This window comes from Nocardia sp. NPDC057353 (assembly GCF_042667085.1).
Lineage (GTDB): Bacteria > Actinomycetota > Actinomycetes > Mycobacteriales > Mycobacteriaceae > Nocardia.
Genome location: NZ_JBHVAK010000052.1, coordinates 13,685 through 33,122, shown reverse-complemented (window position 1 = coordinate 33,122; position 19,438 = coordinate 13,685). Strand labels below are relative to the sequence as shown.

General features: G+C 73.6%; 17 protein-coding genes and 1 pseudogene. 5 read left to right on the top strand and 13 right to left on the bottom strand.

The window, feature by feature from the left end; all coding sequences use genetic code 11:
* Positions 1-37: 37 nt before the first annotated feature.
* On the top strand, positions 38-1,693 hold the full coding sequence (locus tag ACFUUZ_RS24000; RefSeq protein WP_378699809.1) for an alkaline phosphatase D family protein: 1,656 nt from the start codon (positions 38-40) through the stop codon (positions 1,691-1,693).
* On the opposite strand, the gene ACFUUZ_RS23995 is transcribed toward ACFUUZ_RS24000, so the two are convergent.
* The 8 genes and pseudogenes from ACFUUZ_RS23995 to pgsA form a co-directional block, all read right to left on the bottom strand.
* Positions 1,694-3,385 (bottom strand): serine/threonine-protein kinase, encoded by a 1,692-nt coding sequence (locus tag ACFUUZ_RS23995; protein WP_378699807.1) that lies wholly within the window; start codon positions 3,383-3,385, stop codon positions 1,694-1,696.
* Positions 3,386-3,398: 13 nt separating this feature from the next.
* Positions 3,399-5,114 carry a serine/threonine-protein kinase gene (locus ACFUUZ_RS23990; protein ID WP_378699805.1) on the bottom strand — a complete coding sequence of 572 codons (1,716 nt, stop codon included), beginning with the start codon at positions 5,112-5,114 and terminating at the stop codon, positions 3,399-3,401.
* Between the two features lie 52 nt (positions 5,115-5,166).
* Positions 5,167-5,511, bottom strand: a complete 345-nt coding sequence (locus ACFUUZ_RS23985) for an Lsr2 family protein (protein ID WP_378699803.1) — start codon at positions 5,509-5,511, stop codon at positions 5,167-5,169.
* A 203-nt stretch (positions 5,512-5,714) separates the two neighbouring features.
* Positions 5,715-6,581: a hypothetical protein gene (locus tag ACFUUZ_RS23980; protein WP_378699801.1), complete on the bottom strand. Its 867-nt coding sequence runs from the start codon at positions 6,579-6,581 to the stop codon at positions 5,715-5,717.
* Positions 6,582-6,630: 49 nt separating this feature from the next.
* On the bottom strand, positions 6,631-7,464 hold the full coding sequence (locus tag ACFUUZ_RS23975) for a PspA/IM30 family protein (RefSeq protein ID WP_378699799.1): 834 nt from the start codon (positions 7,462-7,464) through the stop codon (positions 6,631-6,633).
* Between the two features lie 620 nt (positions 7,465-8,084).
* Positions 8,085-8,304 (bottom strand): annotated as a pseudogene (locus tag ACFUUZ_RS23970) (helix-turn-helix domain-containing protein); the annotation flags it as partial.
* Positions 8,305-8,518: 214 nt separating this feature from the next.
* Positions 8,519-9,019: a CinA family protein gene (locus ACFUUZ_RS23965; protein ID WP_378699797.1), complete on the bottom strand. Its 501-nt coding sequence runs from the start codon at positions 9,017-9,019 to the stop codon at positions 8,519-8,521.
* Positions 9,016-9,573 (bottom strand): CDP-diacylglycerol--glycerol-3-phosphate 3-phosphatidyltransferase, encoded by a 558-nt coding sequence (gene pgsA / locus ACFUUZ_RS23960; RefSeq protein WP_378699847.1) that lies wholly within the window; start codon positions 9,571-9,573, stop codon positions 9,016-9,018. The genes ACFUUZ_RS23965 and pgsA overlap by 4 nt, the downstream gene beginning before the upstream one ends.
* Positions 9,574-9,794: 221 nt before the next feature.
* Between pgsA and ACFUUZ_RS23955 the strand changes: the two genes are divergently transcribed.
* Entirely contained in the window at positions 9,795-10,364 is a 570-nt protein-coding gene (locus tag ACFUUZ_RS23955; RefSeq protein ID WP_378699795.1) for an amino-acid N-acetyltransferase, read from the top strand.
* A 13-nt stretch (positions 10,365-10,377) separates the two neighbouring features.
* Positions 10,378-10,662, top strand: coding sequence for a YciI family protein (locus ACFUUZ_RS23950; protein WP_378699793.1), 285 nt, complete (start codon positions 10,378-10,380; stop codon positions 10,660-10,662).
* Between the two features lie 60 nt (positions 10,663-10,722).
* Here the strand turns inward: ACFUUZ_RS23950 and ACFUUZ_RS23945 are convergent, their stop codons facing one another.
* The 3 genes from ACFUUZ_RS23945 to ACFUUZ_RS23935 form a co-directional block, all read right to left on the bottom strand.
* On the bottom strand, positions 10,723-11,739 hold the full coding sequence (locus tag ACFUUZ_RS23945) for a TerC family protein (protein WP_378699791.1): 1,017 nt from the start codon (positions 11,737-11,739) through the stop codon (positions 10,723-10,725).
* Between the two features lie 109 nt (positions 11,740-11,848).
* The gene (locus ACFUUZ_RS23940; RefSeq protein ID WP_378699789.1) at positions 11,849-14,506 is read right to left on the bottom strand and encodes a DNA translocase FtsK; all 2,658 of its coding nucleotides are present in this window, start codon (positions 14,504-14,506) and stop codon (positions 11,849-11,851) included.
* Positions 14,507-14,625: 119 nt separating this feature from the next.
* On the bottom strand, positions 14,626-15,249 hold the full coding sequence (locus ACFUUZ_RS23935) for a TIGR03085 family metal-binding protein (protein WP_378699788.1): 624 nt from the start codon (positions 15,247-15,249) through the stop codon (positions 14,626-14,628).
* Positions 15,250-15,342: 93 nt separating this feature from the next.
* On the opposite strand from ACFUUZ_RS23935, the gene ACFUUZ_RS23930 reads away from it, so the two are divergent.
* Positions 15,343-15,726: a DUF4189 domain-containing protein gene (locus tag ACFUUZ_RS23930; protein WP_378699786.1), complete on the top strand. Its 384-nt coding sequence runs from the start codon at positions 15,343-15,345 to the stop codon at positions 15,724-15,726.
* Positions 15,723-16,304: a hypothetical protein gene (locus ACFUUZ_RS23925; RefSeq protein ID WP_378699784.1), complete on the top strand. Its 582-nt coding sequence runs from the start codon at positions 15,723-15,725 to the stop codon at positions 16,302-16,304. Before ACFUUZ_RS23930 ends, ACFUUZ_RS23925 begins: the two co-directional genes overlap by 4 nt.
* Before the next feature lie 60 nt (positions 16,305-16,364).
* On the opposite strand, the gene ACFUUZ_RS23920 is transcribed toward ACFUUZ_RS23925, so the two are convergent.
* Together ACFUUZ_RS23920 and dapA are read right to left on the bottom strand one after the other, a co-directional pair.
* On the bottom strand, positions 16,365-18,461 hold the full coding sequence (locus ACFUUZ_RS23920; protein ID WP_378699782.1) for a ribonuclease J: 2,097 nt from the start codon (positions 18,459-18,461) through the stop codon (positions 16,365-16,367).
* Positions 18,458-19,366: a 4-hydroxy-tetrahydrodipicolinate synthase gene (gene dapA, locus ACFUUZ_RS23915; RefSeq protein WP_378699780.1), complete on the bottom strand. Its 909-nt coding sequence runs from the start codon at positions 19,364-19,366 to the stop codon at positions 18,458-18,460. Before dapA ends, ACFUUZ_RS23920 begins: the two co-directional genes overlap by 4 nt.
* Between the last annotated feature and the right edge of the window lie 72 nt (positions 19,367-19,438).

Here is a 19,438-nt window from a genome sequence, read left to right as displayed (position 1 = left end):
GCGGGCCCGCAGCCCGCTCCGCACGTACCCTGACGGGGTGGCCATCTCGCGTCGACAGTTCGGGCGGTTCGGCGGCACCGCCCTGGTAGCGGTGCTGGCGGGCACGGCGGCGGCGAGCAGTGCCCGATTCCCGGCGCCGCGCTGGCTCGGCGACCCCTTCTCGCTCGGCGTCGCCTCCGGCGATCCGACGCCGGACGGCTTCGTGCTCTGGACCAGGCTCGCCCCCGACCCCACCGCCCCCGACGGCCTGGCGGGGATGCCGCTGGCCCCGGTCAGCGTGGACTACGAGGTGGCGCACGACGAGCAGTTCCGCACCGTCGTCGCCCGCGGCACGGCGGTGGCGAGCCGCGACCTCGGGCACAGCGTGCACCCCGAGATCAGCGGGCTGGAGCCGGACCGCTGGTACTACTACCGCTTCCGCGCGGGCTCGGCGCTCTCCCCCGTCGGCCGCACCCGCACCGCGCCCGCGCTCGGGCAGCGGCTGGCCCGGATGCGCTTCGCCTTCGCCTCCTGCCAGTCCTGGACCTCCGGCTACTTCACCGCCTACGACCACATGAGCCGGGAGGAGCTGGACCTGGTCGTGCACCTCGGCGACTACATCTACGAGATGGGGTGGCTGCGCGGCCGGGTCGGGCACGAGGTCTGGGAGCCGCAGTTCGAGGGCGAGGCGGTGGACCTGCGCGGCTACCGGCTGCGGTACGCGCAGGCCAAGGCGGAGGCGCCGCTGCGCGCCGCGCACGCGGCGTTCCCCTGGCTGGTCACCATGGACGACCACGAGGTGGACAACAACTGGGCGGGCGACGCGCCCGGCCTCGGCGTCACCGTGCAGCGGCTGCGGCCGCTCTTCCTGCGGCGCAGGGCCGCCGCCTTCCAGGCCATGTACGAGCACCAGCCGCTGCGGCTGGCGCAGCTGCCGGACGGCCCGTCCATGCTGCTGCACCGGCGCTACCGCTTCGGCGACCTCGCCGACTTCACCATGCTCGACACCAGGCAGTACCGCACCGCGCAGGCCTGCGGCGACGGCAACGTGGTGGTCGGCTGCGACGAGCGCGCGAACCCGGAGCGCACCATCCTCGGCGCCGGGCAGCGGGAGTGGCTGCTGGACGGGCTGGCGAACTCGCCCGCGCGCTGGCAGGTGCTCGGCAACCAGGTCGGGATGAGCCGCACCGACATGGACACCGGCCCCGGTGTCGCGATGCCGACCGACCCGTGGGACGGCTACCTCGCCGACCGGGCCGCCGTGCTCGGCGCCGCCGAGCGGCTGGGCGGGCGGAACATGGTGGTGATCACCGGCGACCGGCACGAGAACCACGCCGCCGACCTGCGCCGCGACCACGGCGACCCGGACTCGCCGGTGGTGTCGGCCGAGTTCACCGGCACCTCGATCACCAGCGGCGGCGACGGCGCCGACCTCACCCCGCGCGGGCGCACCATGCTGGACGCCAACCCGGACATCAAGTTCTTCAACGGGCAGCGCGGCTACGTCCGGGTCGAGCTCGACCACGAGCTGTGGCGCACCGACTTCCGGGTGCTGCCGTACGTGCGCAGGCGCGGCGCGCCGATCGAGACCAGGGCCGCGTACGTGGTGGAGAACGGCGTGCCCGGCGTGCGCGAGGCCTGGCGGCCGGACCCGCCGGGCACGGCGGACGCGGGCGGGCGGCCGGGCAGCGCCGAGGCGGCGGCACCCCGCTGATCAGAGCGGCAGCTCCGGCCACCACTGCCGGTACAGGTCGTCGCCGGTGTGGAAGTCCCAGTTGGCGTCGATGACCACCCAGGCGCGGGCCGGGTCGTCGAACTTGACCGTCAGCATGCCGGTGTTGGCGCCCGGGTAGTGGCTCCAGCGCACCCGGCCGGTGCCGGACGGGCGGGTCCACGGCTCCTCGCGCGTGGTGGCGTTCTCGATATTGGTGGTGAAGTCGGAGTCCCGGCGCGGGTCGCCGAGGCGGTAGGACCAGACGTAGTACTTCACGCCGTCGTCCTGCGCGCACTCCAGCGCCGGGGCGCCGCCGTTGTTCAGCACGTTCATGCTGGTGCAGCGGGCGCCGCGGTAGCCGGTGGCGCCGGGGTCGGGCGGGAGGAGGCCGGGGAAGAGGGCGACGAGTTCGGCGTCGCGGCCCCAGGCGGGGTTGGTCGGGCGGGTCGTCGCGGTGGGGGTCGTCGTCGGCGGTGGGGCGGTGGTGGTCGCGCTGGTGGCGGTGGGTTCGGCCGGGGTGCCGATGCCGGTGACGGTCGACGGGGCCACGGCGAGGGTGACGGCGGTGCCGGCCGCGAGCACCGCCGCGATCGCCGCCGCCGCGCGGAACCAGGTGCTCGCCAGGACGTTCTTCCGCTGGTGCGGGCCGCCGACCGCGGGGCGGGGGCCGGAATGCTGCGCCGCTCCCCCACCGAACGGCGCGACCGCTCGCGGTCCGGGCCCGGCCGGTGGCGGACCCGAACTGCCGGGGAGCGTGCCGGTCGGCTGCGGACGGAGCAGGGTGGGGTCGCTGGGGGCGGGTCCGCCAGGAAGCAGCTGTGCGCCCGCGAGCGGCGAGACCGCCTGCGAGAGCACGGCGTCGAGCGCGGCGCCCGCGGCGGCGGCGAGCGAGCGGCAGTCGGGGAAGCGCTGCTCGCGGTCCTTCGCCATGGCGGTGGCGAGCACCGCGTCCAGCCCGACCGGGAGCCCTGGCACCACCGCGGAGGGGCGCGGCGGCGGCTCCATGAGGTGCGCGCCGAGCACGGCGGCGGGGGTGCTGCGGGCGAACGGCAGCGCGCCGGTGAGCATCTGGTACAGCGTGGCGCCGAGCGCGTAGATGTCGGCGCGGTGGTCGAGCGGTTCGCCCCGGATCTGCTCCGGCGCCACGTACCCGAGCGTGGCGATCAGCGCCCCCGCCTCGGTGAGCCCGCTGTCGTCGGTGCGGCTGCGCGCGATCCCGAAGTCGGTGACGAAGACGTGGTCCGCCCCGTCGTCGTCGGCGACCAGCAGGTTGGCGGGTTTTACGTCGCGGTGCAGCAACCCGCGGCGGTGCGCGGAGTCGAGCCCGGCGGCGGCCTGGGTGAGGATCTGCACCGCGCGCCGCGGGTCGAGCCTGCCGCCCGCGGCGCGGATGAGCTCGGCGACGTCCGGCCCGGCGACGTAGCGCATGGACATCCAGAGCAGGTCGTCCTCGGCGCCGCGGTCGTAGATCTCCACGATGTTCGGGTGGTCGAGCTGCACCGCCAGCTCCGCCTCGCGCCGGAACCTGGCCCGGAACTCACGATCGGCGCCCGCCACCGGGTCGAGCACCTTGAGCGCCACCGAGCGCGGCAGCCGCGGGTGCCTGGCCAGGTAGACGGTGCCCATGCCGCCGGCGCCGAGCCTGCGTTCGATGCGGTGGCCTGCGAAAACCGTGCCCGGGGTCAGCGTCATGGGGCGGATCTCCTCAGAGCGGGGCGCCGGCGAACCAGCGGTCGTAGACGTCCCGGCCGCCGCGGCCGCCGGAGGCGCCGACGGTGCAGAAGTTGCGGCTCGGGTCGTCGAAGGCGATGTCCAGCAGGCCGGAGCCCGACATGCTGTCGGTGGCGTAGCGGACGCTGCCGCTGCCGCTCGGCCTGGTCCAGCGCTCCTCGCGCGGGTCGGCGTAGCCGACGGTCTCCCTGGTGTAGGTGACCGGTCCGCGGTCGGGGTCGCAGCGGATATTGACGTAGATGCCGTCGTCGGTGGCGGGCGGGCAGTGCAGCCAGGCGCCGCGGTCGTCGTTCAGCGCGCAGCGCATGCCGAGGTAGCCGGTGCCCAGCGGGTCGGCCGGGACCAGGCCGGGGAAGGCGGCAGCGATGTAGGCGGCAGTGCCCCACGCGGAGGTGGCCGGGGGCGCCGAGGTGGTGGGCGGGCGGGTGGTCGGCGTGGTGGTCGATCGCGCGGTGGTCGGCGTGGCGGGGGCCGCGGTGCCGGTGAGGTCGGCGCGGTTCAGGACCACGAGTGTGGTCGCGGCCAGGACGCCGAGCACCGCGAGGACGCCCGCGACCACGGGCACCATGCTTCGCCGGGCGGGCGCGGCACCGGGAGCCCGGTTCGGCCCGCCGGCGAAGGCCGCCTGGCTACCGGGCAGCGGCGGGCCCCCCGGGGCGACCACACCGGGATGGTTCGGAGCGCCGCTCGCAGCAAGACCCGGTGCGCCGCTCCGCGATCCCGCGGCAGCGTGACCGTGCGCGGCGGGGTAGGCCGAGGCGACCGCGGCGCCGCCTGCGACCGGTGAACCGGCACCGCCGGTCGGCCCCGCAGCCCCGCCGGAGCCCGCGGGACCGCTTCCCTCCCCCGCGCCGCCGAGCGCGGCGAGCGCCGCATCGGCCAGCGCCCCGCAGCTCGCGTACCGCTCGTCCGGCTCCTTCGCCATCGCCGTCGCGATCACCCCGTCCAGCGCGGCGGGCAGCGCGGGGTTCAGCGCGGAGACCGCGGGCGGCGGCTCGAAGAGGTGCGCCGCCATGGCGGCGGCGGGCTGCCGCGACCCGAACGGCTTGCCCCCGGTGAGCAGCTCGAAGAGCGTGCAGCCGAGCGAGTAGACATCGGCGCGCCGGTCCACCTGCCCGCCGGTGAGCAGCTCCGGCGCGGCGTAGGCGAAGGTGGCGAGCACCGACCCGGTGACGGTCAGCGAGGTCGGCGCGTCGAGCGGCCTGGCGATGCCGAAGTCGGTGAGCCGGACGACGTCGTTCCCCTCGTCGTCGACGGCGACCATGATGTTGGCCGGTTTGACGTCCCGGTGCAGCAGCTCGTGCCGGTGCGCGGCGTCCAGCCCGCGCGCGGCGGCCGCGACGATCCGCACGGCGCGCGCGGGCGGCAGCTCGGCGGGGCCGCGCCGGATCAGCTCGGCGGCGTCCACCCCGTCCACGTACCGCATGGCGATCCAGAGCGTCTCGCCCTCCGCGCCCCGGTCGTAGACGGCGACCACGTTGGGGTGTTCCAGCCGGGCGGCCAGATCGGCCTCGCGTTCGAACCTGGCCCGGAACTCGCGGTCGGCGCCGAGCCCGGGATCGAGCACCTTCAGCGCGTCCCGCCGCGGCAGCCGCGGATGCTGGGCGAGGTACACCGCCCCCATCCCGCCCGCCCCCAACTTGCCCAGAATGCGGTAACCGGCGAATACCTCGCCAGGGCGCAGCACCACGACACGACCTCCTCCCCAGCGGAGGATACCGACTCCGGGCCGCGCGGCGGTGTCAGGAGCGCGCGGGGTGCGCGGCCCGGTAGGCCGCGACCACCTCGTCCGGCACCCGGCCGCGCGAGGAGATGTCGAATCCGTTGTCCCTGGCCCAGCGGCGGACGGCGGTGGCGTCCTCACCGGACCTGCCGGTGGCGCCCTGCTCCCCGGCCCGCCTGCGCCTGCCGCCGACCCGGCGGGCGTGCCGCACCCACTCCTCGACCTCGGCGCGCAGGCGCTCGGCGTTCGCCGTCGACAGGTCGATCTCGTAGGTGACTCCGTCGAGGCCGAACACGATGGTCTCGTCGGCCGCCGACTCCCCGTCGAAATCGTCGACCGTCGTCACGACCACCCGCTGCGCCATAGTTTCCCTGTCCTTCTACCAGAACCGTTCGGAGACAGCACATTACACACCCTCCCCGGCAAATGCCCGGCAGCGACGCGGCTTCCGCGCGTCGCCGAGCGTCGGGACATCACCCCCCGGTGGCCGAAATGGTACCGCCCGAGGCGCTTTCGCGACCGGTCCGCCCCGGCGCCGGAAGCAGGCGCCTGCACACCGGGACGGGGTCAGCGGCCGTGCGGCGGGAGCGGGGCGCGGGCGTCGTCGGCGAGCTCGGTGAGCGCCTGCGCCCAGCCGTCGAGGCGGTCCGCGGCGTGCCTGAGGTCGGCGACGATGAGGTCGAAGTTGTAGTGCACGACACCGGTTTCCGGGACGGCCAGCAACCCGCCCGCGGCGGCGACCAGCTGCTCGTACTCGGCCACCCCGGCGTCCAGCCTGGCGACCGCGGCGCGGACCGTTTCGCGCAGCGAGCCCGCGGTGGCGGGGTTGGCCTGGCCGATGGCGTCAGCGGCCTGCTCCATGGCCTGCACGTCGGTGATCAGGGCGGCGAGCGCGGCGGCGCCGGAGCCCGCGGTCTCGCGCAGGTCGGCGAGCTCGTCCAGGGGGAGCCTGCCGGTGCGGGCGATCTGGGTGACGAGGGCGTGCAGCGCCCGCTCGGCCCGGTCCAGCCTGGCGGCCGCGGTGCGGGCGGCGGAGCGCAGCGGCGGTAGCTTGCGCGGCTGGTAGGCGGCCTGCGGCAGCGGGAGCTGCCGGAGCCGGAGGTAGCGCCGCGCGCTGATCGCGCCGCCGGTGACCAGCGCGACCGCGCCGCCGCCGAGCACGACCACGGCCCAGACCGGCGCGGAGAGCACGACCAGCCCGACGGCGCCGACGGTGGTGAGCCCGCCCGCGGTGCCGAGCCGCAGGCTGGTGCGCCGGGCCCGGCGGCGCCTGCGCAGTTCGCGTTCCCGCGGGTCGGCCCAGCGCCGCACCGCCACCAGCGCGTGCTCCCCGATGTCCCGCAGCGTCGCCGCCGCGGGCGCCGGGACGTGCTGCGCGGTGGCGGGTTTCACGCGGCCGAGCCACGTCCCCGGCTCGGGCTGCTGGCGGCTCATCGGACGGGCCTCCCCTTCTCGTTCCACGGCGCGGGCGGGGCCTGCGCACTCACTGCTGGGCGGTCTGCCCCTTGTTCAGGTCGGCCTGCTGCACGGCCGGGTTCGGCTGCGGCTGGCCCTGGCCGACGGCGGGGGCGGCGCCGCCGGCGGGCAGCGCGTCGCCGCGCATGGAGGCGCGGATCTGCTCCAGCTTGCTGTGCCCGGCCATCTGCACGCTGGCCTGCTGCACCTCGAGCATCCGGCCCTGCACCGAGTTCTGCGCGAGCTCGGCGGCGCCGAGCGCGTTGGCGTAGCGGCGCTCGATCTTCTCCCGCACGGCGTCCAGGCTCGGCGTGCTGCCCGGCGCGGAGAGCGTGGAGTCCATCTGCTGCAGCGAGGCCGAGACCTGCTCCTGCATCTTGGCCTGCTCCAGCTGGCTGAGCAGCTTGGTGCGCTCGGCGACCTTCTGCTGCAGCAGCATGGCGTTCTGCTCGACCGCCTTCTTGGCCTGCGCGGCCGCCTGCAGCGACTGGTCGTGCAGCACCTTGAGGTCCTCCACCGACTGCTCGGCGGTGACCAGCTGGGCGGCGAACGCCTCGGCGGCGTTGGTGTACTGCACGCCCTTCTCGGTGTCGCCCGCGGCGATGGCCTGGTCGGCGAGGAGAACCGCCTGCCGCGCATTGGCGTTCAGCTTCTCGACCTCGTCGAGCTGCCGGTTCAGCTTCATCTCCAGCTGGCGCTGGTTGCCGATCACCGATGCGGCCTGCTGCGAGAGCGCCTGGTGCTGCCGCTGGGCCTCCTCGATCGCCTGCTGAATCTGGACCTTGGGGTCGGCGTGCTCCTCGATCTTGGAGTCGAAGAGCGCCATCAGGTACTTCCAGGCCTTCGCGAACGGATTAGCCATCGGTTGATCCCGCCTCCATCTGACGCGCCACGTCGCGACGCGGCTGCGGTGCGCGACCGTCACGCACCCGTTGTCGGTTTCTATCCTCCACCATGTGCCGCCCGGATCCACCGAGGCCGGGCCCCCCGAATCTAGTCGCTGGGCGCTCCCGCGCGCAGCGTGCGCCGCCGGTCACCAGCTGTGCACCAGCGCGCGGGTCTCGCCGCGTGGGGCCGGGATCACGATCCTGGTCTCGACCGGGAGCGGGCGGCCCGCGCCCGGCGTCACCACCACGCTGCCCGGCACGATCGCGCCCGCATCCGACACCTCGCCCGCGGCGGGCGCGCCGACCGCGTCCGGGCCGGTGCCGATCCCGGCCGGAACCGGAACCGCCTCGTCCGACCCGATCGGTTCCCGCGTCACCCGCTCCGCCGCCGCGGGCCCGTCGACCGGTACCGCGGTTGCGGCGGACATGGCTCCCGCCGAGGCGGCCGCGGCCGCCTCGGTACCGCGCTCCCCGGCGTCGCCGACGCCCGCGGGCTCGCGGCTCCGGTCGGCCTCGTGGCCCGCTGCACCCCGCTCGGCGGCGGGGGCACCGGAGAGCACCGGCTCCAGCGGCCCGAAGCCGTCGGCATCGGCCATGATCGTGCTCACATCCCAGAGCACCCGGGAGAGCGGCACGTCCAGCGCCGAGCAGATGGCGGCCAGCAGTTCGCTGGAGGCCTCCTTGCGCCCGCGCTCCACCTCGGAGAGGTAGCCGAGGCTGACCCGGGCCGAGGTGGAGACTTCGCGCAGGGTGCGGTGCTGCGCGAGCCGCGCACGCCGCAGACTGTCCCCGATGGCCTCTCGCAGCAGCGTCATCTCGCACTCCTCTTCCTCGCACCCCGACCGCCACCTCCCCCGCGCGGCTCGCGGAGCCGGTGGCGGCGCGGCCGGACCTCCGGCGCACATCGTTCACAGGCACAACGCGCCGCGGGGCCGATCGGTTCCCGCGCCCGCTCCGGGTTCACCCGGATTTCGCAGGTCGGATCCGCCGGGGTTCTCCCGGGTCACCACCGCTTTCCCGGCCCCGGCGTCAGGGCCGTTCGGCGGCGAGCACCGTGCGCAGCAACTCGTCGACCGCCGCGCGCGCCGCACCGATTCTGATGGTCCACCGGTCACCGTCGAGTTTCAACCGCTGGGTGGCGGTGTGCCCGGGCCCGGCGACGGCGAGGAAGACGGTGCCGACCGGCTGCCCGCCCTGCGGGTCCGGCCCGGCCACCCCGGTCAGCCCGACGCCCCAGTCCGCGCCGCAGCGGGTGCGGGCGCCGACCGCGAGCTGCTCGGCGGTGCCTGCGGCGACCGGTCCGAGCCCGGCCAGCAGCTCGGCGTCGACGCCGGCCAGGGTGTGCTTGAGGTCGGTGGCGTAGACCACGAGCCCGCCGCGCAGCACGGTGCTCGCGCCGGGCACCCCGGCGAGCGCGGCGGTGAAGAGCCCGGCGGTCAGCGACTCGGCGGCGGCGACGGTCTGCCCGGCGCCGCGCAGCGCGGCCACCAGCTCGACTGCCCCGGTATCCGCCAGCGGATCGGCGGTCACGACTCCTTCGCCCGCCCCGGCCCGGCGAACCAGACCCGCACCGCCTGACCCACGTAGTCCAGCCCGGTCGCGACGGTGAGCAGCACCGCGAGGTACATCAGCGCCATCCCGGCGGTCTCGAAGCCGCCACTGAGCGGCAGCAGCAGCACGCCGATGGCCAGCGTCTGCACCAGCGTCTTGAGCTTGCCGCCGCGCCCGGCCGGGATCACCCCGCGCCGGACCACGACCAGCCGCAGCAGCGTGATGCCGAGTTCCCTGGCGCAGATCACGATGGTGATCCACCAGGCCAGGTCGCCGAGGACGGAGAGGCCGATGAGCGCGGCGCCGACCAGCGCCTTGTCCGCGATCGGGTCGGCGAGCTTGCCGAAGTCGGTGACCAGGCCGTACTTGCGGGCCAGCTGCCCGTCGAAGCGGTCGGTGATGGCGGCGACCGCGAAGAGCACGGTGGCGCCGACCCGCCAGGCGGGGTCGTGGCCGTCCGCGGCGAAGAGCGCGAGCACGAACAGCGGGACGATCGCGAGCCGCGCCATGGTGAGGATGTTCGCGATGTTCATCAGCGGCACGGCGGGCTCGTGCGGCAGGTGGCCGTCCTGCGGCGCGCGCTGGTAGGCGGGGCCGACGACGGGGCCGCTCCACCCCCGGTCGATCTCCTCGGGCTGCGCGCTCACGACGGCCTCCGGCCCGCGGATCGCACGCGGCGATACCGGGAGCGGACGAATCGGATGCGCGGCACAGCCTCAGCCTATCGGTAACCGCCCCCGCTACTGTTCACCCCATGACTTCTCGGGCACCACTCGGTGGCTCCACCAGCGACGCGAACACCGTCGCGCCCTCGGGCGCGCCCGCTTCCGCCGTGGTCGTGCGCCGAGCCCGCACCGCGGACGTGCCTGCGATCAAGGAGCTGATCGACGTCTACGCGGGCCGCATCCTGCTGGAGAAGAACCTGGTGACGCTGTACGAGGCGGTCCAGGAGTTCTGGGTGGCGGAGCTGGACGGGCGGCTGGTCGGCTGCGGCGCGCTGCACGTGCTCTGGGCGGACCTCGGCGAGGTGCGCACGGTGGCGGTGCACCCGAGCGTCAAGGGGCACGGTGTGGGCAAGCTCATCGTGCGCCGGTTGGTCGAGGTGGCGCGGGAGCTGGGGCTGCGGCGGGTGTTCGTGCTCACCTTCGAGGTGCCGTTCTTCGCGGGGCACGGGTTCGTGGAGATCCACGGGACGCCGGTGACGGCCGAGGTGTACGCGGAGATGTGCCGGTCGTACGACACCGGTGTCGCGGAGTTCCTCGACCTCAGCTACGTGAAGCCGAACACGCTCGGCAATACTCGGATGCTGCTGACCCTGGATTGAGAGGAACCCTGCCGTGCCGACCTTCGCCGTGCACTACACCTACTCCGATGCCACCGTGCCAGGGCGCGATGTGCATCGCGCGGAGCATCGGAACTGGTTGGGGGCGCTGGTCGACGCCGGGACGCTGCTGACCAGTGGGCCGTACCCGGATGGGTCCGGGGCGCTGCTGCTCTTCCGGGTCGACAGCGAAGGGGAGCTGCGGGATCTGCTCGAGCGGGATCCGTTCGCGCGCGAGGAGCTGATCGACGCGGTGCGCGTCGTGGAGTGGTTGCCGGTGCTCGGGGCGTTCTCGGAGTAGAGGTAGCGCCCGCTCGACTGCCCGGGAGGGCCGGGTGTTGGATCCGGCCCCCGCCGGAACCTACTTCGGCTGTTCCACGGACTCCGGGGCCTCGGTCCGCGGCTTGGCGGAGCCGCGGGTGCGGATGAGGCTGGCCACGGTGGCGATCACCAGGATGCCGAGGATCACCGAGAGCGAGAGCGGGGTCGAGATCTCGGGGACCGCGACGTGCTCGCCGCCGTTGATGAAGCTCAGCGTGTTCTCGTGCAGCGCGTGCAGCACCAGCTTGACGCCGATGAACGCCAGGATGGCGGCCAGGCCGTAGGAGAGGTAGACGAGGCGGTCCAGCAGGCCGCCGATCAGGAAGTAGAGCTGGCGCAGCCCCATGAGCGCGAAGGCGTTCGCGGTGAAGACCAGGTACGGCTGCTCGGTGAGGCCGTAGATCGCCGGGATGGAGTCGAGCGCGAAGAGCAGGTCGGCGAAGCCGATGGCGAGCAGCGCCAGCAGCATCGGGGTGACCACCCGCTTGCCGTCGATCCGGGCGATCAGCTTGTCACCGTGGTACTCGTCGGTGGTCGGCACCACCTTCTTGGTGAGCCGGACGATCATCGAGTCGCGCTTCTCCTCGACCTCCACCTCGTGCCCGCTGTCCTTGAGCAGCTTGGCGGCGGTGTAGATGAGGAAGGCGCCGAACAGGTAGAACACCCAGCTGAACGCGCTGATCGCGGCCGCGCCGACGGCGATGAAGCCGCCGCGCATGACCAGCGCGAGCACGATGCCGATGAGCAGCACCTTCTGCTGGTACTTCCGTGGCACCGCGAAGGTGCTCATGATGATCAGGAAGACGAACAGGTTGTCCACCGAGAGCGCCTTCTCGGTGACGAAGCCCGCGTAGTACTCCCCGGCGTAGGTGCCGCCCCACTGCCAGGCGACGACGCCGCCGAAGAGCAGCGCGATGCCGATGTAGAAGGCGGACCAGAAGCCCGACTCCTTGAAGGTCGGCTCGTGCGGCGTGCGTACGTGCGCGAAGAAGTCGAAGACGAACAATCCCAGGATCACCACGATGGTGATCGCCCAAACGAGTCCGGTCACCTGCATGCGCGGGTCCTGTCGACGGCTTCAGTCATGGCACCCAGCATGCCCGAATTGTCCGAGGTTTGCCGCACCGGGGCTGAACCGGGTGGTTCGTCACAGTGGACGGTACACCTCAGTCCGGGTCGGCGGGCTCCGGATCGCCGCCGCGGATCGCCAGCAGCACCCCGTCCAGCTCGTCCGGCTTGATCAGCACGTCCCTGGCCTTGGAGCCCTCGCTGGGCCCGACGACGCCGCGGGTCTCCATGAGGTCCATCAGCCTGCCCGCCTTGGCGAAGCCGACCCGCAGCTTGCGCTGCAGCATGGAGGTGGAGCCGAACTGCGAGGTCACCACCAGCTCCACCGCCTGCAGCAGCACGTCGAGGTCGTCGCCGATATCCGGGTCGACCTCCTTCTTCTCGCCCGCCTTCGCCGCGGTGACGCCCTCGGTGTACTCCGGCGCGGCCTGGTTCTTGGTGAACTCGACGACGCCGTAGATCTCCTCGTCGGAGATGTAGGCGCCCTGCAGCCGGGTGGGCTTGCCCGCGCCCATCGGCAGGAAGAGCCCGTCGCCCATGCCGATCAGCTTCTCCGCGCCGGGCTGGTCCAGGATGACGCGCGAGTCGGTGAGCGAGGAGGTGGCGAAGGCGAGCCGGGAGGGGACATTGGTCTTGATCAGGCCGGTGACCACGTCCACCGAGGGCCGCTGGGTGGCCAGCACCAGGTGGATGCCCGCGGCGCGGGCCTTCTGGGTGATCCGGACGATGGCGTCCTCGACGTCGCGCGGTGCGGTCATCATGAGGTCGGCGAGCTCGTCCACGATGGCCAGGATGTACGGGTACGGCCGGTACACCCGCTCGCTGCCGAGCGGGGCGGTGATCGCGCCGGACTTCACCTTGCGGTTGAAGTCGTCGATGTGCCTGACCTTGCTGGCCTGCATGTCCTGGTAGCGCTGCTCCATCTCCTCGACCAGCCAGGCCAGCGCGGCGGCGGCCTTCTTGGGCTGGGTGATGATCGGCGTGATCAGGTGCGGGATGCCCTCGTAGGGGGTGAGCTCGACCATCTTGGGGTCGATCAGGATGAGCCGCACCTCCTCCGGCGTGGCCCGCTGCAGCAGCGAGACCAGCATGGAGTTCACGAAGCTCGACTTGCCGGAGCCGGTGGAGCCCGCGACCAGCAGGTGCGGCATCTTGGCGAGGTTCGCCGAGACGAACTCGCCCTCGATGTTCTTGCCGAGCCCGATCACCAGCGGGTGGTGGTCGTTGCGGGTGGAGCCCGCCTTGAGCACATCGGCCAGCCGGACCAGCTCGCGGTCCGAGTTCGGCACCTCGATGCCGACCGCGGACTTGCCCGGGATCGGCGCGAGCAGCCGGACGTTCTCGGTGGCGACGGCGTAGGCGATGTTCCTGGCCAGCGCGGTGATCTTCTCGACCTTCACGCCGGGGCCGAGCTCCACCTCGTACCGGGTGACGGTCGGGCCGCGGACGAAGCCGGTGACCGCCGCGTCGATCTTGAACTGCACCAGCACCTCGGTGATCGCCTCGATCATCGACTCGTTGGCGGCGCTCCGCTTCTTCGGCGGCTCACCGTCGGTGAGCAGGGACAGCGGGGGCAGCACGTAGTCGCCCTCGATCACCCGGTCGGTGACGAACTCCGGCTCCGGTGGGGGCGGCGGGGTCTGATCGACCGGCGTCGGCACCGGACGCTTGCGCGCGGGCTTCGGGGCGGGCTCCGGCTCCGGGTCGAGCGGCAGCTCCAGCGGCTTGGCATCGCGCAGCGGGGGCTCGCCGATGAGCTCGGTGGGCGAGTCGGAGCCGGGGAACTCGTCGGTCGGGTAGTTCTCCGCCGGGGTGCCGCGGCGCCTGCGGCGCGGGCGGGCGGGCGGGTCGTCGTAGCCGGGCGGGTCGAGCGTGCCGTAGCCGGCGTCGAAGGGGTGCGCGGCGTCGTAGTCGGCGTACTCGTCGCCGCCGGACTGGGTGCCGAAGTACCGGCGCAGCACCTCGGGCACCTCGCGCACCGTGACGCCGGTCAGCAGCAGCACGCCGAAGGCGATGCAGAGCACCAGGATCGGGGTGGCCAGCCAGGCGGTGAGCCCCTGGCCGAGCGGGCCGCCCGCCACGAAGCCGAGGAACCCCGCGGCGCGGGAGCGGCCGTGCGCGTCGGTGGGGGCGCCCGCCGCGAGGTGCCAGAGGCCGAGGAAGGGCAGCCCGACCATGAGCCCGCCGAGCAGGAGGCGGGGGCGGATCTCCGGCCGCGGCTCGGTGCGCATGAGGATCACCGCGACGGCCGCCGCGGCGAACGGGACCGCGGCGGAGGCCGAGCCGCCGACCGCGCGGATCACCGTCTCCACCCAGCGGCCGACCGGGCCGCCCGCGGAGAGCCAGACCGCGGCGGCCACCACGACCGCGAAGGCGAGCAGCCCCAGCGCGATGCCGTCGCGCCGGTGGCCGTGGTCGATGTCGCCCGCCTTGCTCACCGCGCGGGTGGCGGCGCCGACGCCGCGCGCCAGCACGCCCCAGCCGCCGGTGACGGCGCGGGTGAAGACGGCGAGCGGGGCGGTGTTGGAGCGGGCGCCCGCCTGGCGCTTGGCGGGGCGCCTTGCCGCGCCGGAGCGGGCGGTGGCGCCTGCCCGCGCGGTGGCGCCCGCGCGGGGCGCGCTGCGCGTCCTCGGGGCGGGCGCGGCGGGCCGCGGCACCCCGGAAGCGGCGGGCGCGGAACCGGATCGGGGAGCCCTCCCCCGCGCCGATCCCGCCCGCGGCCGAGCCGACGTGGTGCTGCGGGGCTTACCTGCCATGGCCCCAGGCTAGCCCCAAATGCCCCGCGGAAACCATCCGCAACACTGTTCCCGCGCGTCTCGCGGGCCGGTCACGGAGTGGTTCCCTCCGTGTGCCCGCCTCGGGCGAGGCGGGCGATCTACAGGGAGCGGTCCAGCGCGAGGACCTGGCGAACCGAATCTTCCGGACCGGAGGTCTCGATCCGCACCTTGTCCCGGCCGAAGGCGTGCAGCAGCAACTCGGCAGGCGCGCCGAGCAGCACGACCGGCTCACCGGGACCCGAACCGAGCCGCGCCTCGTCCCCGTCCGGCGTGCGCAGCACGATTGGCACCGGCGACTTCCGGTAGGCCATCTTCGCCATGCGCCGCACCGTCTTCCAGAGCTGGCGCTGCTCGTCGGCGGGCAGCTCGCGCGGCTCCCACGGGTCGCTCCCGCGGCGCACGTCCTCGTGGTGCACGAAGTACTCGGCCAGGTTGGCGACCGCGTCGATCGGCTTGAGCGGCGACCACCACGGCGGCCCGGTGCGCACCGCCTCCAGCAGCTCGGGGAAGGGCCGCTCGGCGGCGCGCGCCTGGATCTTCTCCAGCCGCGGCGCCAGCGCCGCGATCATGATGCCGGGCGCCGCGTCCGGCCTGCGCTCCCGCACCACCAGGTGCGCGGCCAGGTCGCGGACGGTCCAGCTGCCGCAGAGCGTCGGTGCGTCCGGGCCCGCGGCCGCCATCGTCGCCACCAGTTCCCGGCGTTCCTTCTGTGCCATGCTCATCCTGCCGAAGATACCCAGCGCGGTCCGCACTGTGTATTTTGTTGCTTCGGTCCATCGGGTCGTGGATCTTCCGGACAGAAGGGCAACTCCCCCGTGAAAAAGTTCGTCTCCGGCGTCGTCGTCGCCGCCGCGGTCGGTTCCGCGCTGACGCTCGGCGCTCCCTCCGCGCAGGCCGCGCGGTACTACTACGGCGCGATCGCGCTCTCCACGTCCACCGGGTACATCGGGTACTCGTACGACTACTCGGATGTGGACACCGCGGAGTCAAGGGCGCTGAGCAGCTGCGACGCTGCCGACTGCCAGTCGGTGGTGTGGTTCGCCAACGGCTGCGGCGCGGTCGCCTACTCGGACCGCACCGCCACCTGGAGCTGGGCCTACGGCGACTCCCGCCGCACCGCGCAGTCGCGGGCGCTCGGCGAGAACTACTCCGACGCCGCCATCGTGCACTGGAACTGCACCTCCAACCACAGCAAATGACGGGGAACACCGTGAAGCACCCTTTCCGCACCGCCGTCGCGGTGCTCGTGACCACCGCCGCCTGCACGCTCGCGGTCGGCTGCAGCAGCGCCGGTGACGACGCGGACTCCGGCACCGCCGCCCCCACCGCCACCAGGGACGCCGACGCAGCCGAGGCGCAGGGCGGCAGCGACGTGGGCAGCAAGCAGACCGGCTCCGCGCCGACGACGCCGTCCGCGCCCGCGCTGGCCAAGCCGTCGGTGGCCGAGCTGAACGACCGGCTGACCAAGGCCTTCGATCCCGCGGTGCCGAACGCCGAGAAGATCAGCTGGATCCAGAACGCCGAGCAGGACCCCTACCTGGTGCAGAACCTGGTGGCGGCGGCCGAGCGGGAGAACGTCACCGTGCAGGTGACGAATGTGCAGGACCCGGTCGACGGCAAGGTCAAGGCCGACGCCGACGTCTCGATCGGCGGCACCCCGGTGCAGAACGCCTTCATCGAGTTCGTCTCCGAGGGCGGGCAGTGGAAGGTCTCGAACACCTTCGCCTGCAACGTCGTCAAGAGCGCCGAGATCGAATCGGCGGCCTGCGAGAGCTGAGCCGCGGAAACGACGAAGCCCGCCGGAGAGATCTCCGGCGGGCTCCGTTCCGTTCGCGGGTCAGACCCCGATGACGGTGGGCACGATCATCGGGCGGCGGCGGTAGACGTCGGCCACCCAGCGCCCGACCACCCGGCGCACGCTCTGCGCGATCCGGTGCGTGTCGGTGACGCCCTCGCCCGCCAGCCGCAGCAGCTCGGCCTCGACCAGCTCGGCGGCCTGGGCCAGCGCGGTCGGGTCGTCGGAGAAGCCGCGGCCGCTGAGCTCCGGCGGGCTGACCGCCTTGCCGGTGTCCTGGTCGATGGCGACGGTGATCGAGATGAAGCCGCCCTCGCCGAGCACCAGCCGGTCCGAGAGCGTGGACTCGCCGACGTCGCCGACGGAGAGGCCGTCCACGTAGACGTGCCCGACCGGCACCCGGCCGACGATCGAGGCGATGCCGTCCACCAGGTCGACGACGACGCCGTCCTCGGCGAGCACCACCCGCTCCTCCGGCACGCCGGTGGCCACCGCGAGCGCGGCATTGGCGCGCAGGTGCCGCCACTCGCCGTGCACCGGCATGGCGTTGGTCGGGCGCACCGCGTTGTACAGGTACAGCAGCTCGCCCGCCGAGGCGTGCCCGGAGACGTGCACCTTGGCGTTCTGCTGGGTGATCACCGTCGCGCCCAGCCTGGCCAGGCCGTTCACCACGGTGAAGACCGAGTTCTCGTTGCCGGGGATGAGCGAGGAGGCCAGCACCACCAGGTCGTCGGCGCGAACGTTGATCTGCCGGTGGTCGCCGCGGGCCATCCGGGAGAGCGCCGAGAGCGGCTCGCCCTGCGAGCCGGTGGAGATCAGCACCAGCCGGTCGCCGGGCAGGCTCGCCGCGCCGTCCATGGTGATCTCGACGCCGGGCGGCACCGTCAGGTAGCCGAGCTCCTGCGCGATCTGCATATTGCGGACCATCGAGCGGCCGACGAAGCAGACCCGGCGGTTGTAGCGCTGGGCCACGTCCACGACCTGCTGGATGCGGTGCACGTGGCTGGCGAACGAGGCCACGATCACCCGGCCGCGGGCCTTGCCGATGACGGTGTCGAGCACGCCGCCGATCTCGCGCTCCGGGGTGACGAAGCCGGGCACCTCGGCGTTCGTGGAGTCGACCAGGAACAGGTCGACGCCCTCGTCGCCGAGCCGGGAGAAGCCGGCCAGGTCGGTGAGCCTGCCGTCCAGCGGCAGCTGGTCCAGCTTGATGTCGCCGGTGTGCAGCGCGACGCCCGCCGGGGTGCGGATGGCGACCGCGAGCGCGTCCGGGATGGAGTGGTTGACCGCGAAGAACTCGCAGCCGAACGGGCCGTGCGTGGTGTGCTGGCCCTCGGTGACCTCGACCAGCTTCGGGTGCAGCCGGTGCTCGCGGCACTTCGCCGCGACCAGCGCGAGGGTGAAGCGGGAGCCGATCACCGGGATGTCCTGGCGCAGCCGGAGCAGGAACGGCACGGCACCGATGTGGTCCTCGTGGCCGTGCGTGAGCACCACCGCGACGATGTCGTCCATCCGGTCCTCGATGGGCCGGAAGTCGGGCAGGATCAGGTCGACGCCGGGCTGCTGGTCCTCCGGGAAGAGCACGCCGCAGTCGACGATCAGCAGCTTGCCGCCGAACTCGAAGACGGTCATGTTGCGGCCGATCTCGCCGATGCCGCCGAGCGCGAAGACGCGCAGGCCGTTCTTCGGCGCCCTTGGCGGCGTGCCGAGCCGGTCCTGGGCCGCCACGACCTGCGGCTCCTGCGGCTCCTGGCGGCGCCCGGACTGCCTGCCGCGGTTGCCGCGGCGGCTGCCCTGCCGGTCGTTCCGCCCGCCGGACGCCTGCTCGGCACCACCGTCGCGGCTCGCGGAGCCGCCCGAACGGTCCGTCCGCTCCGCGACGGCCGCTCCGGCCTCGGCGGCCACCGACGACTGCGCGACGGCCGCGCTGTTCTCGCGCGGTGCGACGGCCTGCTCCGCTGCGGCACCACCGGTCTCACCGACGGCGGCGCGGCTTGTCGCGGCGCCGTCGGCCACTACGGCGGCCGCGTCGGCGGCAGCATCGATCTCCGGAGCGGCGCTCTCGGCGACCGGCCGCTCGCTCGCCGGGAGCGGCGGGCCCGCGGTGCGGCTGGCGGAACGTCTCCGTGGTCGGCTCATACAAGTACCCCCGCGGCCCGCAGATCGCAGGCCAGCTCGTCGAGTTGGGCGGTGGAGGGCATGAGCTGCGGCAACCGCGGCTCGCCCACGTCCACGCCGAGCAGGCGCAGCCCGCCCTTGGTCATCGCCACGCCGCCGAGGCGCGCCATGGCATTGTTCAGCCCGATCAGATCGGCATTGAGCTGCCGGGCCCGCACCACGTCACCGGCCGCGTAGGCGGCGAACAGGTCGCGCAGCCGCTCCGGCACCAGGTGCCCGATAACGCTGATGAAACCGGCCGCGCCCACCGACAGCCAGGGCAGGTTGAGCGAGTCGTCGCCGGAGTACCAGGCCAGCCCGGTCTCCGCGATCAGCCCGGCGCCCATGTTCAGGTCGCCCTTGGCGTCCTTCACCGCGACGATGCGCGGGTGCTCGGCCAGCACCCGGATGGTGTCCGAGGCGATCGGCACCACCGAGCGCGGCGGGATGTCGTACAGCGTGACCGGCAGGTCGGTGGCGTCGGCGACCGCGGTGAAGTGCGCGACCAGCCCCTCCTGGGAGGGCCGCGAGTAGTAGGGCGTGACGACCAGCAACCCGTGGGCGCCCGCGCGCTGCGCGTTGCGCGCCAGGTGGATCGAGTGCGCGGTGTCGTAGGTGCCCGCGCCCGCGATCACGGTGGCGCGCTCGCCGACGGCGTCGACGACCGCGCGCAGCAGGTCGGCCTTCTCGGACTCGGTGGTGGTCGGCGACTCGCCGGTGGTGCCGGAGACGGCGAGCAGGTCGACGCCGCGGTCGACCAGGTGCGCCGCCAGCGCGACACCCGCGTCCACGTCCAGCTTCCCCTCGGGCGTGAAAGGGGTCACCATGGCGACGCCGACCGAGCCGGACGCCCGGAGCGGGGTGGGCGTCGTTTCACCGTTCCTCATGGTGAGAAAGGCTACCCGGTCGGGCGCGGCGGCTCGACACCGTCGTCCGGCCGCCGGTGTGCCGCGCGCGCG

What these genes read in the sequence shown, in the direction of transcription:
- ACFUUZ_RS23995 (WP_378699807.1), bottom strand. Translation starts at nt 3,385, where the DNA reads ATGACGCTGACCCCGGGCACGGTTTTCGCAGGCCACCGCATCGAACGC.
- ACFUUZ_RS23985 (WP_378699803.1), bottom strand. Translation starts at nt 5,511, where the DNA reads ATGGCGCAGCGGGTGGTCGTGACGACGGTCGACGATTTCGACGGGGAG.
- ACFUUZ_RS23980 (WP_378699801.1), bottom strand. Translation starts at nt 6,581, where the DNA reads ATGAGCCGCCAGCAGCCCGAGCCGGGGACGTGGCTCGGCCGCGTGAAA.
- ACFUUZ_RS23975 (WP_378699799.1), bottom strand. Translation starts at nt 7,464, where the DNA reads ATGGCTAATCCGTTCGCGAAGGCCTGGAAGTACCTGATGGCGCTCTTC.
- pgsA (WP_378699847.1), bottom strand. Translation starts at nt 9,573, where the DNA reads ATGAACATCGCGAACATCCTCACCATGGCGCGGCTCGCGATCGTCCCG.
- ACFUUZ_RS23955 (WP_378699795.1), top strand. Translation starts at nt 9,795, where the DNA reads ATGACTTCTCGGGCACCACTCGGTGGCTCCACCAGCGACGCGAACACC.
- ACFUUZ_RS23945 (WP_378699791.1), bottom strand. Translation starts at nt 11,739, where the DNA reads ATGCAGGTGACCGGACTCGTTTGGGCGATCACCATCGTGGTGATCCTG.
- ACFUUZ_RS23940 (WP_378699789.1), bottom strand. Translation starts at nt 14,506, where the DNA reads ATGGCAGGTAAGCCCCGCAGCACCACGTCGGCTCGGCCGCGGGCGGGA.
- ACFUUZ_RS23935 (WP_378699788.1), bottom strand. Translation starts at nt 15,249, where the DNA reads ATGAGCATGGCACAGAAGGAACGCCGGGAACTGGTGGCGACGATGGCG.
- ACFUUZ_RS23925 (WP_378699784.1), top strand. Translation starts at nt 15,723, where the DNA reads ATGACGGGGAACACCGTGAAGCACCCTTTCCGCACCGCCGTCGCGGTG.
- ACFUUZ_RS23920 (WP_378699782.1), bottom strand. Translation starts at nt 18,461, where the DNA reads ATGAGCCGACCACGGAGACGTTCCGCCAGCCGCACCGCGGGCCCGCCG.
- dapA (WP_378699780.1), bottom strand. Translation starts at nt 19,366, where the DNA reads ATGAGGAACGGTGAAACGACGCCCACCCCGCTCCGGGCGTCCGGCTCG.